Raw genomic sequence first — 17,474 nt, forward strand, 5'->3', positions numbered from 1 at the left:
TCAAACCCTCTCTTTCTTGAACTCGACGACGAGTCTGTCGCCCTCCAGGCTCGCCCCGGCGGTGGCGAGTGGCGCGACCATCCTGGGGAGCAGGACATTGCGCCGGAGGGCACCTACCTGGATGACGAGCTCCGCCTCGCGCCGGGAGAGCGAGACCTCTTCCTTGCGCGCGAAGGGGAGCTGGAGCTCCAGCCGGTACACATCCACGGCCTGCTTGCCGACGCCAACGCTGGGAGGCGTGCTCCCGAGCCGCGCCGGGTCTTCGCCTCGGTACAGCAGCGTCGCGAAGGCCTCGAGCGCCTCCTCCCCGACGATGTCCCGCCCCTGGAGCGCAATCCCTGTCACCGGGATGGAGCCGACCAGGTGCTGGAGGTTCTCGACCACCGGGTGCCGGGCGAGGGCCGCATCCTCCCCCACCAGCGAGAGGCGATTGAGGATGATTCCATCCAGGGCAAGGCCTTGCAGACCGAACGCCGAGCAGGCCCTCCGGAGGCCCTGCTCGGTCCGGTGGTCATGCGCCGTCACCCACCGCACGCGCGTCACCGTGGGGTCTCGCAGCAGCGCGCCCACGTCCGTCAGCTTGTCGCTGACCGAGTGGAGGACATCCGGGTCCACGCGCGACGGCCGTGCCCGCCGAGCGCTCTGCTCCGGAGCCCTCGACCTGCGCGCATACCAGCCCACGGCGTCCGCGCCGCCGACGAAGCGCGGCGCGTCTCCCGCATCGATGACGATGAGGTCGTACGTCCGCGCGCGGCTGTGCTCGCCGAGCAGGAGGAGCGCCAGCAGCACCTCCACCCCCGGAGCGAGCGCCACCTCCTCCGCCGTCACGCCCTCCAGGCCACCACCGAGCAGCGCGGCCACCTCGCCGCGGCCCTCGCTCCAGCGGCGCTTCAGCTCCGACGTGACGTCGAGCTCCTGAAGGTGCAGCCGGTCATCGACGCGAACGGGCAGCCCCCGGGCCTCCGGGAGCACCGGCGCCACCAGGCCGAAGGCCCCACGCAGGTCTCGTGAGGAGTCGAAGGAAAAGACCAACGTGCGCTGGCCCCGACGCGAGGCCGCAAGGCCCGTCGCCGCCGCCACCGTCGTCCGGCCCGCGCCGCCGCTCCCCGAGACCAGGAGGACTTGCGTCGTCTCAGCCATCAGGTCCCCACCTGTGAGGGCTGCGTGTCCTGCCGCGAGTCGCCCAGCCAGCCGGACTTCTCGAGCCAGTGCCGCGTGCGCTGGAGCTGGTCCATGGTGGACTGCTGACTCAGCAGTTGGACGAGCGCCGCCTCCACATGCTTCGCGTCGTAGGCGGAGATGCGCTGCTCCACGATGGGGTCCAGCCGGAAGTACTTCTTCCGGAGGATCATCCGGCACTGGTAGTTCACCGCGTCCGAGCCCGCCTCCAGCAACATCTTCACCAGCACCATCGGGTCTCGGGTGTCCAACAGCCACCGGGCGAAGCCCCAGTTGGACTCACCGCTCCGGAAGGTGGGCGAGAGGAAGGAGGACATGATGCCGTTGCCCATGGACAGCACCAGGATGGAGTCCAGGCTGGGCGGCTCGGTCGCCAGCGTGTCCACCTGCTCGTGCTTGTTCTTGCGGGAGCTGTTGTTGATGGCCTGGGCCAGCCCCACGAGCGAGGGATTGTTGGCGTACAGCCCGCCATCCACGTAGCCGCTGCCCCGCTCCTTGAGCCCCTGATAGATGGGATAGGAGAGCGGCGGCGAGCCGCTGCGCATCAGGACGTCGATGAGCAGCTCATTCATGTCCGGGTCGTTCTCCGGGCCCGTGTTGTGGAAGATCTTCGATTTCCACGTCCGCACGCCCTTGCGCTGTCCATCGAGCTGGAAGCTCGGGATGACGACCTTGCGCTTCAGATCGCCCAGCCGCGTCGTCATCCCGAAGTAGCCGCCCAGGAAGTCGCGCATGTAGTTCGAGTCGAGGAAGGAGCTGGCGCCCGTCAGGGCCAGCAGCGTGCGTCCCAGGGAGACGCCCTTCCTGTTCATGGCGACGGCCTCGCCCCAGAACTGGAGGCTCTTGTCGTAGGCGCTGTCCGGGTCCGCCGCGCTGGCGAAGAAGGCCGCGTTGAACGAGCCCGCGGAGGTGCCCACGAAGAGGTCCACCTGATTGAGCAGGGCCCGTCGGTCTCCTCCCGCGTCGAGCGTCTGTCGGAGCGCTCCGAGCATGCCCGTGGTGACGTAGCCCTCCCCTCCACTGATGGAGGAACCATCCATTGACAGGATCCGGTGCGGCATCACGCGACCTCCTTCGAGAACTGCGCCTTCCACCCATTCGCGGGCAGGAGCGCCCGAGAAGGTTCTTGTCCGGGCACTCCGGGCAGGGCCGCGTCCAGGCATTGCTGGAGCCGCGAGGCCAGCACCGCGGCGTTCTTCTCATCCATGACGAGTGTCATGTGATTGCCGGGGACCACGATGACCTGCAAGCCATTGGGCGCGAACCTGCGCACGCTGTCGACCAGCGAATCCCGCCCCTGGCTCGGGGGCTCGGCCCGGAAGAGCGTGGCGCGGCCCCCGTACGCGGTGAAGGTGTAGGAGCGCTCCGCCCGCAGGGTGACCAACATGTTCCGCGCCGTTCGCGACACGTCCTTCAGGAACCTGCGCAGGTACGTGCGCTGCCCGCCCGAGTCCTTGCGCCAGAGGTCCTTGGGCGTCTCCGGGAGGCTGATGCCCATCCACTCGCCCACGAGCCGGAGGTTCTCGTAGTCCCGCGGCAGCGGCGTCTGCGCCAGCACCTTCACCAGCTGCGAGCCCGTGGAGACCGCCTGCCGGAGGTCCTGACTGTCCTGCGCGGCCTTGCGGTCGAGCGAGGCGCCATCAATCAGGCCGAGCAGCGCGACCTGCTCTCCCTGCGCCTCGAGCTGGCGCGCCATCTCGCACACGATGATGCCGCCGAAGGACCACCCCGCGAGGCGATACGGCCCCCGAGGCTGCATCCGCCGCATGATGTCCACGTAGTGCGCCGCCGCCTCCTCGATGGTGGCCCTGGGGGCGCTGTCGTCCAGCAGCCCCGGCATCTGGAAGCCGAAGACGGGCTGCTCGGGGCTCAGGTGGCGGGTGAGCGAGACATAGACGGCGGGATTGCCCGCGGAGGGAGGCGCGACGAACAGCGGCGGGTTTCTCCCCTGGGGCCTCAGCGCCACCACGCCCTCGGGCAGGCGCGGCGCGAGCACTCCAGCCTGCGCGTCGACCCACCGGGCGAGTCCCTCCACCGTGGGTCGCTCGAAGAGTTCGTTGAGGGGGACCTCCACGTCCAGCACGCTCCGGATGCGCGCGATGAGGGTGACGGCGAGCAGCGAGTGCCCACCCAGGTCGAAGAAGCTGTCGCCGGGAGCCACGGCGTCGAGCCCCAGCAGCTCGCGGAAGAGGGCCTGGAGCTTTCGCTCCGTGTCGGGCAGCACGCCGGATTCGCGCACGGCGAGGCCCCGGGTCCGTGGCCCTGCCTCCGCGCTGGGAAGCGCCTTGCGGTCCACCTTGCCGCTGGGCGTGAGCGGCAGCACGTCGAGGATGAGGAGGACCGACGGGCGCATGTACTCGGGGAGCTCTCCCTGGAGGAACTCGCGCAGCACGCGCTCCAGGTCCTCACCCGGCGGTCGCGGCTCCGAGGGCTGGACGTAGGCGACGAGGCGCGGCTCCTGTCCCGGGGCGCGCTGCAACACCACGGCGGCGTGGGTGACCCTCGGGTGTCGCGCGAGGGCGGCCTCCACCTCTCCGGACTCGACGCGGTGACCACGAATCTTGAGCTGGTCGTCCAACCGCCCCAGGAACTCGAGCGTGCCGTCCGGCAGATACCGGGCCAGATCTCCCGTGCGATACAGCCGCGCGCCCGCCTCGAAGGGGTCGGGCACGAAGCGCTCGGCTGTCAGGTCCGGGCGCCCCAGGTATCCCCGGGCCAGCCCCACGCCGCCGATGTACAGCTCCCCCGACACGCCGACGGCCACCGGCTGCCCCCAGCGGTCCAGGACATACAGCGCGGTGTTCGAGATGGGCTTGCCGATGGGGATGCGCTCGGGGAGCGCGCCGCCGTCCGCGGGCACGTCGTGGAAGCAGCACGCCACGGCGGCCTCCGTGGGGCCGTACTCGTTGATGACGCGCGTGGGGAGGCGCAAGGCACGCCACGTCTCCAGGTCTCCACCGTGGAGTCCCTCGCCACCGAGGACGACCGCATGGGTGCGCTCCAGCACCTCGCGCAGCCGCCCCAGCCCGTCGAACGCGCGCAGGTGCGAGGGCGTCAGCTTGATGAAGCTGAAGCCCTGCTCGGGGTAGTCCCTGGAGGACAGCAGGTCCAGCTCCCGCCCCCGTGGCAGCAGGAACAGCGCTCGGCCCGAGATGAGCGGCGCGAAGAGGCTGGTCAGCGTGCCGTCGAAGCTGATGGACCCGAGCACCGGGCTCCCCGTGCCCTCGTCGAGCCGGTACGTCCGCACGCTCCACTTCAGATAGTTGACGATGCTCCGGTGCGTGACCTCCGTGCCCTTCGGCTGGCCCGTGGAGCCGGAGGTGTAGAGGACGTAGGCCAGGTGGTCCGGGGTGACGTCACGGCGCAGGCACACACCGGTGGCGTCCGGGAGCCGCTCCGCCGCCGCGTCCACGTGGAGGACCGTCATGCCGGCCTCCAGCTCCGGGTGTGTCCCGGAGGTGAGCAGCACCCGCGGACGGGCGTCGTCGAGGATGCGCCGCAGTCGCGCGTGCGGCTCGTCGGGGTCGAGCGCGAGGAACACGCCGCCCGCCTTGAGCACCGCCAGCAGGCTCACGATGAGCCGGGGCGAGCGCTCCATGCAGAGGCCCACCCGCGTCTCGGGCCCCACGCCCAGCGCCTGCAGCGCCGCCGCGAGTCGGTCCGCGCGCTGGTCCAGCTCGCCATAGGTCAGCTCCCAGTCCCCCATGACGAGCGCGCAGGCGTCCGGCGTCCGCGCCGCGCGGGCCTCGAACAACGCGTGCAGGCACGGCCCGTCCGCGCCCTCCCCTCGCGTGTCGTTCCACTGCCGGAGGATGCGCTCGCGCGCGTCCGCGGGCAGCAACGGGAGCTCGCCCACCGGGCGCTGGGGCTCGGTGAGCAACCCCCGCAGCAGTTGCTGGAAGCAGTCCGCGTAGTGCTGGACGGTGCCCTGGTCGAAGAGGCCCCGGTTGAACACGAAGCGCACCGTGAGCCGGTCGCCGTGGTCCTCCACGAAGAGGTCCAGGTCGAAGCGCGAGGTGGTGGTCTCGAACTCGAGCGGGAGGATGTTCATCCCGCTCGGCGCCGGCGTGCCTTCCATGGCCCGCGTCCACGAGAACACGGTCTGGAACAGGGGATTGTAGCCGGGGTTGCGCGGGGGCTTCAGCTCCTCGACGAGCAGGTCGAAGGGCAGGTCCTGATGAGCGAAGGCGTCGAGCACCACCTCCCGGACGCGCTTCACCACGGTGGAGAAGTCCGGACGGCCCCCCAGGTCCACTCGCATCACCAGGTTGTCGACGAAGAAGCCCACCAGCGGCTCCAGCTCGGTGCGGGTCCGGTTGATGGAGTTCGCGCCGATGACCAGGTCCTCCTGTCCGGTGAGCCGGTGCAGCAGGACGAAGAAGGCGCCCAGCATGCCCATGAAGGGTGTGGCGTTGGCCGCATGGCTCAGGGTCTTCAGCGCCTCGGTGAGCGGGGCCTCCACCTCGAGGCGGACCTCGCCTCCCGCATAGGTCCGCACCCGGGGACGCGGGCGGTCCGTGGGGAGCTCCAGCAGCGGAGGCATCCCGGCCAGTCGCCGCTTCCAGGCGTCCACCAGCTCGCGGCGGACCTCGCCCCGCAGGTGCCCCCGCTGCCAGATGGCGAAATCGGAGTACTGCAGCGGCAAGGGAGGCAGAGGAGAGGGCCGCCCCTGGACGAAGGCCGCGTAGAGGGCCGTCAGCTCGCGGATGATGAGGCCGCGCGCCCAGACATCCGCCGAGATGTGATGCAGGCAGGCCTGGACGTACTGGCCTTGGGGCCCCCGGTCGACCACGAGGATGCGGATCAACGGGCCCTCGGACAAATCGAAGGGCCGCTCCCCTTCGCGGCGCAGGAACGCCTCCGTGCCCGAGGGCTCGTGGGCGAACACCTCCGCCTCCTGCATCACCTCGAACTCGAGCCGTGGCTCGGGGTCGACGAGCTGCACCGGGACGCCCTCCTGCTCGGCGTAGCGCGTGCGGAGGATTTCGTGACGGCGGACGATCTCGACGAAGCAGCGCTCCAGGATCCCCACGTCGAGATGTCCCTCGACCCGCATGGGCATCACCAGGTTGTAGCTGGCGCCTCCGGGTTCGAGCCGGTCGAGGAACCACAGTCGCTGCTGTCCGAACGACAGCGGGGCTGGCCCCGTGCGCTCGACGGGGGTGATGGGGCGCTCCTCGTCCACCCGCTGGCGCTCTCTCAGCAGCGCCAGCAGCTCCTGCTTGTGCTCGGCGAGCACCTTCAGGAGCTCCTCGCCCGCGGCCCCCTTCGGGCCTCGGAGCTTCAATTGCTCGCCCTCGGCACGGACCTCGAGGCCCCGCCGATTCAGCTCGGCGAGCAGCTCACCCATCCTCATAGCGTCAGCTCCTCGACCTCGGACTGCGCGGCGGAGACGGGGACACGCGCGAGCAGCTCGCTGAGCTCGAGCTGCTCGTGCAGCGCCTCCACGATTCCGGCGACACCGGTGCCGTCGATGAAGCGGGCCATGGGCAGGTCCACCCCCAGCTCGCGGCCCATGCGGTTCTTCAGCTCGACGGCGCGCAGCGAGTCGAGCCCCATCTCGTTGAGGGAGATCTTCTTCTGGAGCACCTCGTGCTCCGGCGGGAACCCGAGCAACGGCGCCAACCGGCCCCGCACGTAGTGCGTCAGGAGCCCTCGCCGACGCGCGCCATCCGAGCGCGTGAACTCCTCCAGCAGCTCCACCATCCGGCCCGTGCCGGCGGAGGGCGCCTTCTCACGCGCCGCCAGCTCGGAGAACAGGGGGCCGTGGACCTCGGAGAGCGAAGCCCCCTGCGTGGAGGGGTCGAAGGGCAGCACCCCCACCTGCGCGACCTCCCGGCCCAGCAGCTCCTCGAGCAAACGCAACGCCCGCTGGGGCTGAAGGCCCGTGACATCCGCTGTCGCCGTGCGTCCCCTCGCCTTCTGGGCCATTCCCTCGCCAGCCCACTGTCCCCAGTTGACGCTGAGCGCGGGCAGCGCCTTCGCGCGGCGGTGGTGCGCCAGCGCGTCGAGGAAGGTGTTGGCGGCCATGTAGTTGGCCTGCCCGGCGACGCCGACGAGCGACGCCGCGGACGAGTACAGGACGAAGAGGTCGAGCGGCAGCCCAACCGTCGCGTGATGCAGGTTCCACGCGCCCATCACCTTGGGCGCGAGCACACGCTCCAGACGCTCCCGGTCCTGCCGCAGGAACACGCCGTCCTCCAGCACGCCCGCAGCGTGGAAGATGCCTCGCAGCCGGGTGCCTCTCCCGGCGAGGTCCTCCAGGACGCGCCGCACGTCGTCCAGGCGCGAGACATCCGCGCGCGCCACCGTGACCTCACAGCCGCGCGCGCCCAGCTCGTCGAGTCGCGGCTTCGTCGCGTCTGTCGGTGCGCCTCGGCCGACCAGGACCAGGTGACGGGCGCCGGCTTCCACCAACCACGCGGCGGTGGCGAGCCCGAGCGCGCCCAAGCCTCCGGTGATGAGATACGCGCCATCGGCGTGCACACCCATCGGGCGGGGGGTGTTCGACGGCGCGACGGGCCGCGTGAGCCGAGCGCCAAGGAGCCGAGCGCCTCGGAGCGCCAGCAGGTTCTCCCCTGTCACGCGGGTCATCCGCTCGAACAACCGCGAGGCGGCGTCCTCGCCGTCGTCCAGGTCCACCAACCGGCACCCCAGCTCCGGATGTTCGATGGCGGCCGCGCGTCCCAGTCCCCAGAGCATCGACTGCGCGAGGCCATCCACGGTGTCCCCTGGTGCGGCCGCGACGGCGCCTCGGCTCACCAGCCACAGCGCCGGCCGCTGGGCCCATCTCGCGCGCGCCATGGCCTGCACGAGGTGGAGGACGCCCGTCGCGCTCCGTGCGGTTGCCCCCATGAGGGAATCCGGTGAGAGCGCTTCGGCCCGGCGCTCGTCGAGCCCCCAGAGGCAGACGACCGTCGTCGGCGCGGCCCCCTCATCGGACAGCGCCTGGAGGAGTCGGACGAAGCCGTCTGGATCGCTCGGGTCGACATGGACGTGGCCCGGCTCCTCGCTCGCGTCCGGCGTCACCCAGACACATGTTCCACCGTGACGCTGGACCTGCGCCTTCAGGCCCTCCGCGACGCCGCCCGAGTCCGCGAGCAACAACCAACGCTGGGTCTGGAGGGAAGCCGGTGTCCGGGTCGGAGGAGAATCCAGCTCGCGCCACGCCAGCTCGAGGAGCAGCTCCCGCGTGGAGCCGGAGAGGGACGTCGAGAGCGCTCGCCGGTCGATGCGCTTCAGCAGCAGCCCCTCGACCTCGGCGATGACCTCCCCTGTCTCCCCGAGGATGCGCAGGTCGATGCTCAAGAGCTCATCGGAGGCGGAGGCTCGCTCGTCGTGGCGTGCGTGGACCCAGGCGCTGCTCCCGGGCTTCTTGAACCAGCGCAGGCGCTGGATGGCGACCGGCATCCGTTGGCGGTGGTCCCGTGCCTCGCTGGCCTCCTCCATGAACAGGGCCGCGACGGTCTGGAAGCAGGCGTCGAGGATGAGCGGATGCAGCCGGTACTCGCCCATCCCGATGACCTGGTTGTCGGGCAGCCGCACATGGGCGAGGCAGGCGTTCTTCCCGAACCTCAGCGCATCGATGGCACGGAACGACGGGCCGTACTCGATGCCATGGCGCGCCATCAGCGCGTAGAACGGCTCGACCGGTCGCGGCGGGGAGAAGCGCGCGAGCAGCCCGGCCTCCAGCTCGACGTGTCGCGCGGACTCGCGATGCTCCGCGAGATAACCATGGGCGAGGCGGGCCCAGTCCCCCTCGGCGCCCGTCGTCTCCTGACTGTAGATCTCGAAGTGCGTGCGCCCTTCCCCTGGCGTCAGCACCGTCTGGACCTCACGGCCCTCGGCCTCGCCGAGCACGAGCGGGCGCTCCAGCTCGAACGAGAGCACGTCGAACGACGCCTCCGGCGACGCCGTGAAGTGCGCGGCCCCCAGCGCCATCTCGACGTAGCAGGCGGCCGGCAGCACCGTCGCGCCGAAGACCCGATGCTCGGCGAGGAACGAGGGCTCCCGGATACCCAGGCGCGCCGCGAAGCGCGTCCCCTTCGTCCCCGCGAGTGACAACGGTGCGCCCGCGAGCAGAGGGGAACTGGCGCGAGCCGTCCTCCGCTCCGCCATGGAGCCCCCCGTCGGGGAGTCGATCCAATAGCGCTCGCGACGGAAGGGGTACGTCGGGAGGGTGACGGACCGCCGCTCGAAGGGTGCATCGAACGCGCTCCAGTCCACCTCGAAGCCCCGCTCGTAGAGAGCGCCCAGGACGGTGAGCAGCTGCGCTGTCTCGCCAGAGGAGGGACGCAGGCTCGGAAGCCAGCTCAGCGCCTCCTCGTGGGGGTAGCTGCGCAGGCCGAGGCCGGTGAGGACCGGCGTGGGCCCCACCTCCAGGAACGTGCGGTGCTTCTGTTCACGCAATGTCTCCAGCGCGTCGGCGAAGCGGACGGGCTCGCGCAGGTGGCGGCACCAGTACGCGGGGCGGGTCAGCGCCTCCGAGACGAGCCCGTCCTCCAGCGTGGAGACGAAGGGGAGCCGTGGCGCGGCGAGCGCCACCCCGTCGAAGCACGCCTCGAACGCCGTCACCACCGGCTCCATGAGCGGCGAGTGGAAGGCGTGGGTGACGGACAGCGGCCTGCAGCCGATGCCCTCACGCGACAGACGCGCCGCGACCTCGGAGAGCGCCGCGCGGTCTCCGGAGATGACCAGGTCCTGGGGACCGTTGACCGCCGCGAGCGAGATGAGCTGGGAGACCGGCGCGAGCGTCGGAGCAAGCACCTCCAGCGTGGCGTTGACGGCCAGCATCGCGCCCTCGCCCGGGGCCTCATGGATGAGCCGGGAGCGCGCGACGACCAGCTTCAGCGCGTCCTCGATGGACAGGACTCCGGCGACCACGGCGGCCGCGTACTCGCCCAGGCTGTGACCGACCACCGCTCCTGGGACGATGCCCCACGACGACCACAGCTCGCAGAGCGCGTATTCGAGCGCCACGAGCGCGGGCTGGGCGTAGCGCGTGTCCGCGAGCAAGGAGGAGGACTGCTCGCCATGCAGGATGTCCTCGAGCCTGGGTTCGAGCAGCCCCTTCAGCGCCTCCGAGCACCGCTGCACCGCCGCATGGAACACGGGCCAGGTCTGCGCGAGCTCGCGCCCCACCCCGGGACGCAGCGAGCCCTGCCCCGTGAACAGGAAGACCGGCCTCGGGCCCTCCGTCCCCCGTCGAGGCTCGCGCTGTGGCTGGGTCCTCCCCGCGCCCAGACGCGACAGGCCCGCCCGGAGCTCGGCCGCGTTCGCGCCCGAGACCGCCGCGCGGTGCTCGAAGTGGGAGCGACCGACGTTGGCCGTGTAGCACCAGTCTCCGAGCATTTCGCCCTCGTCGGGCAGCGTGGACGCATGCACCTCCACCAGCGCCTCGAGCGCGGCCTCGGTCTTGGCCGACAGGGTCAGCAGGTGGACGGGGCGCTCACGCACCACCGGAGGGCGAGGCAGCAGCGGGGCCTCCTCCACCACGAGGTGCACGTTGGTGCCGCTGAAGCCGAAGCTGCTCAGGCCCGCGAGCCGCCGCTGTTCCCCTCGCGGCCAGGGCTGCAGCGCGGTGGGGATGACCACCGGCAGGTCCTCCCAGCGGATGTTCGGGTTCGGCCGCGAGAAGTGGAGGTGCGCGGGGATGGCCTCGTGCCGCAAGGCCAGCAGCACCTTGATGAGCCCCGCGATTCCGGCCGCGGCCTCCAGGTGTCCGATGTTCGTCTTCACGGAGCCGACGAACAGCGGCGAGGCTCGCGCGGGCGCGCGGCCGAAGACCGAGCGGAGCGCCTCCATCTCGATGGGGTCGCCGAGCGACGTCCCCGTGCCGTGGGCCTCGACGTAGCCCACCTGCTCGGGCTCCACGCCGCAGCCCTCCAGCGCCATGCGGATGACGCGCTCCTGCGCGCGCCCGTTCGGCACCATCAAGCCGCTGCTGCGTCCATCGTGGTTGAGCGCCGAGCCCCGGATGACGCCGAGGATGGGGTTGCCCTGGACCAGCGCGTCCGACAGGCGCTTGAGCACGACGACGCCGCACCCTTCCCCGCGCGAGAAGCCATCCGCCGACGCATCGAAGGTCTTGCACCGACCATCGACCGCCAACATCCGGTTCTGGCACTCGAACATCATGGTGATGGGGGACAGGCTCAGGCTGACGCCTCCCGCGAGGGCCAGGTCGCTCTCGTCGTTGCGCAGGCTCTGGCACGCCAGGTGGACGGCGACCGCGGAGGATGAACAGGCGGTGTCCACGGTGAGCGCCGGCCCCTGGAGGCCCAGCGTGTGGGCGATGCGCCCCGCCGCCATGGACGGGTAGTTGAGGGACGCGGAGTGCATCTCCACGCCCGCGGTGATGCCGAGCACGTTGTAGTCGTTGTGCATCAGCCCCACGAAGACACCGGTGCGGCTCCCGGTCAGCCCCGCGGGAGGGATGCCCGCGCGCTCCAGGGAGCGCCAGCACTCCTCGAGCAGCATGCGCTGCTGCGGATCCATGTCCTTCGCGTCGCGCGGAGGGATGCCGAAGAACGCGGGCTCGAACAGGTCGACGTTCTCGATGAAGGCGCCCCGGCGCGTGTACACCTTCCCCTTCGCGCCCGGCGTGGGGTCGTAGATTTCGTCGATGTTCCAGCGCTCGGGAGGCACCTCGCGGGTCGCATCGCCTCCCTCGCGGAGGAATTGCCAGAAGGTCTCCGGCAGCTCGCCTCCGCCAGGGAAGCGGCAGGACATGCCGACGACGGCGATGGGCTCCGCGGCCAGGAGGTCCTTCTTGGCGCGGAGCTGGTTCGCGAGATAGGCGAGCTTGACGGCCGGCAGCTCGCAGATGCGTGTCGGTAGTTTCGCCATCCGGTCCTCAGCGGGTGAGCGCGCTCACCAGCTCCTGGTCGATGAGTGAGGTGAGCTCCTGCTCCGACAGCGCCTGTATCTCCGCGGTCAATGCGTCCTCCCGCGTCGGGCCCTCCAGTGGCCGCTGGGTGGGCTCGCCCAGCCCCAGCTCTCCCGCGAGGTGCGTGACGAGCCCCGACACCGAGGGAAAATCGAAGACCAGCGTGGAGCGCAGGCTCTTGCCGAGGCTGCTCGCGAGCCGGTTCTTCAGCTCCACCGCCAGCAGTGAATCGAAGCCCAGGTCGAAGAGCCGCTCGCCACCGGAGAGCCGCTCCGACTCCGCCAGCCCCAACGTGCGTGCGACCTGCTCCGCCACGTGCTGGCGCAGCAGCTCCAACCTCCGGTTCGGCGCGGCCGCGTCCAGTCGCGCGCGGAAGGAAGGCGCCCGCGGCTCCATCGGCGCGCCTCCCAGCAGGCCCTGGAAGAAGGCCTGACGCGAGAGTCCCGGCCACTGCTCCGCGAGCCGGGTCCAGTCGATGGGGAAGACACCGAGCGAGGTGTTCGCTCCCCCCATGAGGCGCTCCAGGACCTCCAGCCCCCGCTCCACCGGAATCGTCCCGAAGCCCAGGGCAGCGGGCGACCTCGCCGACGCCGGGCCCATTCGCGCGGCCATCCCCGTCTCTGCCCAGGAGCCCCAGTTGAGGGTCAGCGCGGGGTACCCCTGCGCGCGCCGGAGCTGGGCCAGTGCATCGAGGAACGCGTTCGCGGCGACGTAGTTGGACTGCCCCGGCGTTCCCAGCACCGAGGCCGCCGAGGAGAAGCAGACGAAGAAATCCAGCGGCATCCCGGCGGTGAGCGCGTGAAGGTTCCACGCGCCCTGGACCTTGGGTGCCAGCACTTCGCGGAAGCGCTCCGCCGTCTGATGGGCCAGGGTGCCGTCGCGGAGGACTCCCGCGGCGTGGAAGAGTCCTCGCAGCGGAGGAGCGTCGTTCAGCTGGGCCAGGGCCGCCGCGAGCTCGTCGCGAGAAGCCAGGTCCGCCAGGGCCACACGGATGTGGACGCCTCGCGCCGTCAGCGCGTCGAGCTGCCGCTGGGTCTCCGCCGATGGCCCATGCCGCCCCAGCAGGATGAGGTGTCGCGCGCCCCGGTCCGCCAGCCATCCCGCGAGTCGGAGTCCAAGCCCGCCCAGTCCACCCGCGACGAGGTAGGACGCGTCCGAGGAGAGCTCCAGCTTCCGCGTCACCGCGCGAGCGCGGGCGCGCTCCAAGCGAGCGACGGACAAGCCCTCCGCGCGCACGGCGACCTGCTGCTCCTGCTCGGCCAGCGCGAACGCACGCAGGCAGGCCTCGGCCTCCCCGTTGACGGGCGCACCGGGGAGGTCGACCCGGAGGCAGCGCAGCTCCGGCAGCTCCGTGGACACCGCCTGCCCGAGGCCCCACAGCGGCGCCTGCGCGATGCGCGGCTCGTGGGCATCGGAGGACAGCGCTTGAGTGCCTCGGGTGATGAGCATCAACCGGGGCGTCCAGGAAACTCGCGCCAGGGCCTGCACCAGGTGCAGCGCGCCCTCGCAGCTCGACCCCTCTTCATCGTCGCCCCACAGGTACACGAGGCCGTGCGGAGCCGCGCCGTGCCACTGCGAGAACAGGTGGTCGAAGTGGTCGGGCCTCGCGGGGTCCACGGAGAGGCCCTTGCGTACGCGGGTGACTCGGGCACCCCGCTGTTCGAGCAGCGCGGCCAGCGAGTCCCCGACGTCCTCATCGCCGATGAAGACGACCCAGTGCTGCCCCGCCGGGCGCAGCTCGCCCTGGGAGGCACACGGGCGCCAGGTGACGCGGTACAGCCAGTCCTGCCAGTCCACATCGAGGCCGCGCAGCAACACCTCCCGCTCGGCCTTGCGGACGGAGAGCCCGGTGAGGGACGCGACCACGCTGCCGTCCTCGGCGCAGAGGGTCATGTCGGTGGTGGGGTGTTCCGTCGAGCCGGCCTGGGCGCGCTGCGAGGCGAAGGTCCAGAGGCGCGCGGGCAGGCGCTGGTAGAGGTCGAGGCGGTGGATGGCGACCGGGAGCAGCAGCGCGTCGTCTGGCGACAGGGGCGTGACGGCGGCCGCGGTCCGGAGGCACGCATCGAGCAGCGCCGGATGGGCGCGGTAGCCCACGCCACGCGCTTCCACCTCGCTGAAGGAGCACGCGGCCCCAGGCCCCCGGTGCAGCGACGACAGCACTCGCAGCGAGGGGCCGTAGTCGAGCCCGCGCTGACGAATCGCCTCGGAGAAGGCCTCGAGGTCGACGGGGCTGGGGCAGTCTTGCCGTCGTGCCTCCAGCGCCACCCGAGGCGGCGGCGTCGCACCGGGCGCGTGGACCCGACAGGTCAGGTGGGTGATCCAGGAGGAGCGCTCGCCCCGCCCTTCGTCCTCCCGGCTCATCACGGTGCACGTGAAGCCCGCGGCGCCCTGCTCCTCCAGGAGCGTCTGGACGACGCGCGTGCGCGACTCCGGCAGGACGAGCGGCTGGTGGAGCGTCACCGCCTCCAGCGTCATGGACTCCGAGCCCGACACCTGCGCCACGGCCGAGACCACCATCTCCACGAAGGCCGCGGCGGGGACCACCGCCTTGCCGAACACGCGGTGGTCCTCCAGGAGTGGAAGGGCCCGCGCCTCCAGCTCTCGCGAGAAGACGGCGGTGCCTTCACGCAGCGCCACGGAGTCCCACCGCTCACCGAGCAGTGGATGCACCGCGGGCTTCGTGGGACGTGACCAGGGCGCGGGAACGTCCAGCCAGTGCCGCTGCCGCTCGAACGGATAGGTCGGAAGGGCGATGCGCCCGCGTGTGCCATCGACGCGCGCCAGGTCCACCGTCGCGCCACGCACGTAGAGCTCCGACACGGCGCGCAGCAGTCCCATCCGGTCCGAGCGACGCGGGTGCAGCGTCTCCAGCCACAGGGCGGATTCGGAGGCCGCGAGGTCTCGCGCGAGGTTCGACAGGACCGGCTTCGGACCCACCTCGAGGAAGGCGCGCACCCCACGCTGGAGGAGCGTGCGGAGTCCCTCCGCGAAGCGGACCGGCTCGCGGCAATGCCGGACCCAATAGTCCGGACACGTGAAGCCCTCCCCTGCCTCGGCGCCGTCGAGGTTGGAGATGAGGGACACCCGCGGCGCCTGGAGGCGCACACCGGCGACGACGCGCGCGAACGACTCCAACATCGGCTGCATCAGCGGCGAGTGGAACGCATGCGAGACCTTCAGGCGCTGGCTCTCGATGCCCTCGGCGGCCAGCTCGCGCGCGATGGCGTCGAGCGACTCCCGCGCTCCGGAGATGACCGTGTTCCTTGGCCCATTGAGCGCCGCCAGCGACACCCGCTCATGCCCCGCCACGGCTCGGAGGACTCGCGCCTCGTCGGTGAAGAGGGCCAGCATGGCGCCGCGCTCGGGCAGCGCCTGCATCAGCCGCGCGCGCTCGGCCACCAACGGGAGCCCGGCCTCGGCGGTCAGGGCGCCGGCGAAGATGGCGGCGGCATACTCACCGACGCTGTGCCCCAGGACCGCGTCGGCGTGGAGGCCCCACGAGCGCAGCAGACCGGCCACCGCCAGCTCGAGCGCCACGATTGCCGGCTGCGTGTACCGCGTCTCGTCCAGCGCGCCCGCGTCGCCCTGGAACAGCACCTCGGTCAGCGGCCGGTCGAGATGGGGGCGGAGGATCTCCTCGTAGTGGAGGAGGTCGCGACGGAAGCCCGGCTCCGTCTCGAACAGCTCCCGCCCCATGCCCACGTACTGGGCCCCCTGCCCGGTGAAGAGCCACGCGACGAGCGGCGCCTCCGGGCCTCGCTGCCCTTCGACCCACGCGCCGGGGGTTCGGGACTCGCCACGGCTGAAGTCGCGCAGGGCGGCGGCCAGGTCCTCGGAGGTCGAGGCCACGAAGGCCACGCGCTCCTCCAGCGAGCTCCGGCTGACCCTCGCCGTGTGGCAGACCTGCGCGAGCGCATCCTCGCGCGCCCCGCCGAGCGCGTCCGCGAACGACGCCGCCAACCGGCGCAGGCTGCCGCTCGTGCGGGCCGAGAGCGTCAAGAGCTGCGGCAGGCGCGCGGTGGCCTGGACGGCCGCCTGTTCCGGACGCGGCGCGGACTCGAGGATGACGTGCGCGTTGGTGCCCGAGAACCCGAACGAGCTCACGGCCGCGAAGCGCGGCGCCTCGGCTCGCCAGTCGCGCCGCGCGGTGGGGACCTCGACGAAGAGCCGGCTCCAGTCGACGTGCGGCGTGGGGGTCCGCAAGTGGAGGTGGGGAGGAATCGCCTCGTTCGCCAGACACAGGGCGGCCTTCATCAGCCCCGCGATGCCCGCCGCGCCCTCCAGGTGGCCCAGGTTCGTCTTCACCGAGCCCACCATCAGGGGCTGCTCGCGCGTCGCCCTGTCCCCGTAGACCGCGGCGAGCGCCTCCAGCTCGATGGGATCACCGAGCGCCGTCCCGGTCCCATGGGCTTCGACGTAGCCCACGCGCGCCGCATCGACGCGCGCATCCCTCAGTGCCTCCGCGAGGACCTGTCGCTGCGCGAGCCCGTTCGGGACCGTCAACCCGCTGGTCCGGCCATCCTGGTTGACCGCCGAGCCGCGAATCACCGCGACGATGGGGTCCTTGTCCGCGAGGGCATCCGCGAGCCGCCGCAGGACGAGGAGGCCACAGCCCTCCCCTCTTCCCATCCCATTGGCCTCCGCATCGAAGGCCTTGCAGCGCCCGTCCACGGCGAGCATGTGCGCGCGCGACTCAATCAACGTCGCGACCGGCGACAGCACCAGGTTCACCCCGCCCACCAGCGCGAAGTCGACCTCGCGCTGGCGCAGCGAGCGGAGCGCGAGATGGACGGCGACCAGCGACGACGAGCACGCGGTGTCGACCGTGAGGCTCGGCCCCTGGAAGTCGAACGTGTACGACAGCCGCCCCGAGGCGACGCTCGCGCCATTGCCCGAGCCCGTGTGCGCGTCGATGAGCTCGGGGGACTGGGTGGCGAGCTGCGTGTAGTCCTGCCCCATCATCCCGATGAACACGCCCGTTCGGCTTCCTCGCAGGGAGCTCGGGTCGCGCCCCGCGCTCTCCAGTGCCTCCCAGGCGACCTCCAGCAGCAGCCGGTGCTGCGGGTCCATCCGCGCCGCCTCGCGCGGGGAGATGCCGAAGAACCGGGGCTCGAACTGGTCGATGTCCTCCAGGAACGCGCCGTGACGGCAGTAGACCTTCCCCGGCTGGTCGGGCTCGGGGTGATAGAAGGCCTCCGCGTCCCATCGCTCCTTGGGGACCTCGGTGACGGTGTCGACACCGTCGAGGAGCAGTCGCCAGTAGCGACCGGGAGTCGAGGCGCCGCCCGGGAACCGGCATCCCATGCCGACGATGGCCAGGGCCTCATGCCGCTCGCGTGCGTGGGCGTCGAGCTGTGCCTGCGCATCCTGGAGCTTCAGGAGCGCGCGCTTCATCAACTCCGCATGG

The 17,474-nt window shown here is 71.3% G+C and carries 5 protein-coding genes; all 5 read right to left on the reverse strand.

Annotation, left to right across the window (positions count from 1 at the left end; translation table 11 throughout):
- The 5 genes from K8625_RS20565 to K8625_RS20585 are packed head-to-tail and all read right to left on the reverse strand — an operon-like array spanning position 1 to position 17,461.
- Positions 1-1,140, reverse strand: coding sequence for an ArsA family ATPase (locus tag K8625_RS20565; RefSeq protein ID WP_223783658.1), 1,140 nt, complete (start codon positions 1,138-1,140; stop codon positions 1-3).
- Entirely contained in the window at positions 1,140-2,240 is a 1,101-nt protein-coding gene (locus K8625_RS20570; RefSeq protein ID WP_223747404.1) for a patatin-like phospholipase family protein, read from the reverse strand. The genes K8625_RS20565 and K8625_RS20570 overlap by 1 nt, the downstream gene beginning before the upstream one ends.
- The gene (locus tag K8625_RS20575) at positions 2,240-6,535 is read right to left on the reverse strand and encodes an amino acid adenylation domain-containing protein (RefSeq protein WP_223783659.1); all 4,296 of its coding nucleotides are present in this window, start codon (positions 6,533-6,535) and stop codon (positions 2,240-2,242) included. The genes K8625_RS20570 and K8625_RS20575 overlap by 1 nt, the downstream gene beginning before the upstream one ends.
- Positions 6,532-12,027, reverse strand: a complete 5,496-nt coding sequence (locus K8625_RS20580) for a type I polyketide synthase (protein WP_223783660.1) — start codon at positions 12,025-12,027, stop codon at positions 6,532-6,534. The genes K8625_RS20575 and K8625_RS20580 overlap by 4 nt, the downstream gene beginning before the upstream one ends.
- A 7-nt stretch (positions 12,028-12,034) precedes the next feature.
- Complete coding sequence (locus K8625_RS20585) at positions 12,035-17,461, reverse strand: type I polyketide synthase (RefSeq protein ID WP_223783750.1); 5,427 nt, start codon at positions 17,459-17,461, stop codon at positions 12,035-12,037.
- Positions 17,462-17,474 lie beyond the last annotated feature (13 nt).

It is taken from the genome of Myxococcus sp. AS-1-15, from assembly GCF_020037055.1.
GTDB classification, from domain to species: Bacteria; Myxococcota; Myxococcia; order Myxococcales; family Myxococcaceae; genus Myxococcus; species Myxococcus fulvus.

Bases quoted from the DNA above. Each gene is read 5' to 3' on its own strand.
- K8625_RS20565 (WP_223783658.1), bottom strand. From the start codon at position 1,140: ATGGCTGAGACGACGCAAGTCCTCCTGGTCTCGGGGAGCGGCGGCGCG.
- K8625_RS20570 (WP_223747404.1), bottom strand. From the start codon at position 2,240: ATGCCGCACCGGATCCTGTCAATGGATGGTTCCTCCATCAGTGGAGGG.
- K8625_RS20575 (WP_223783659.1), bottom strand. From the start codon at position 6,535: ATGAGGATGGGTGAGCTGCTCGCCGAGCTGAATCGGCGGGGCCTCGAG.
- K8625_RS20580 (WP_223783660.1), bottom strand. From the start codon at position 12,027: ATGGCGAAACTACCGACACGCATCTGCGAGCTGCCGGCCGTCAAGCTC.
- K8625_RS20585 (WP_223783750.1), bottom strand. From the start codon at position 17,461: ATGAAGCGCGCGCTCCTGAAGCTCCAGGATGCGCAGGCACAGCTCGAC.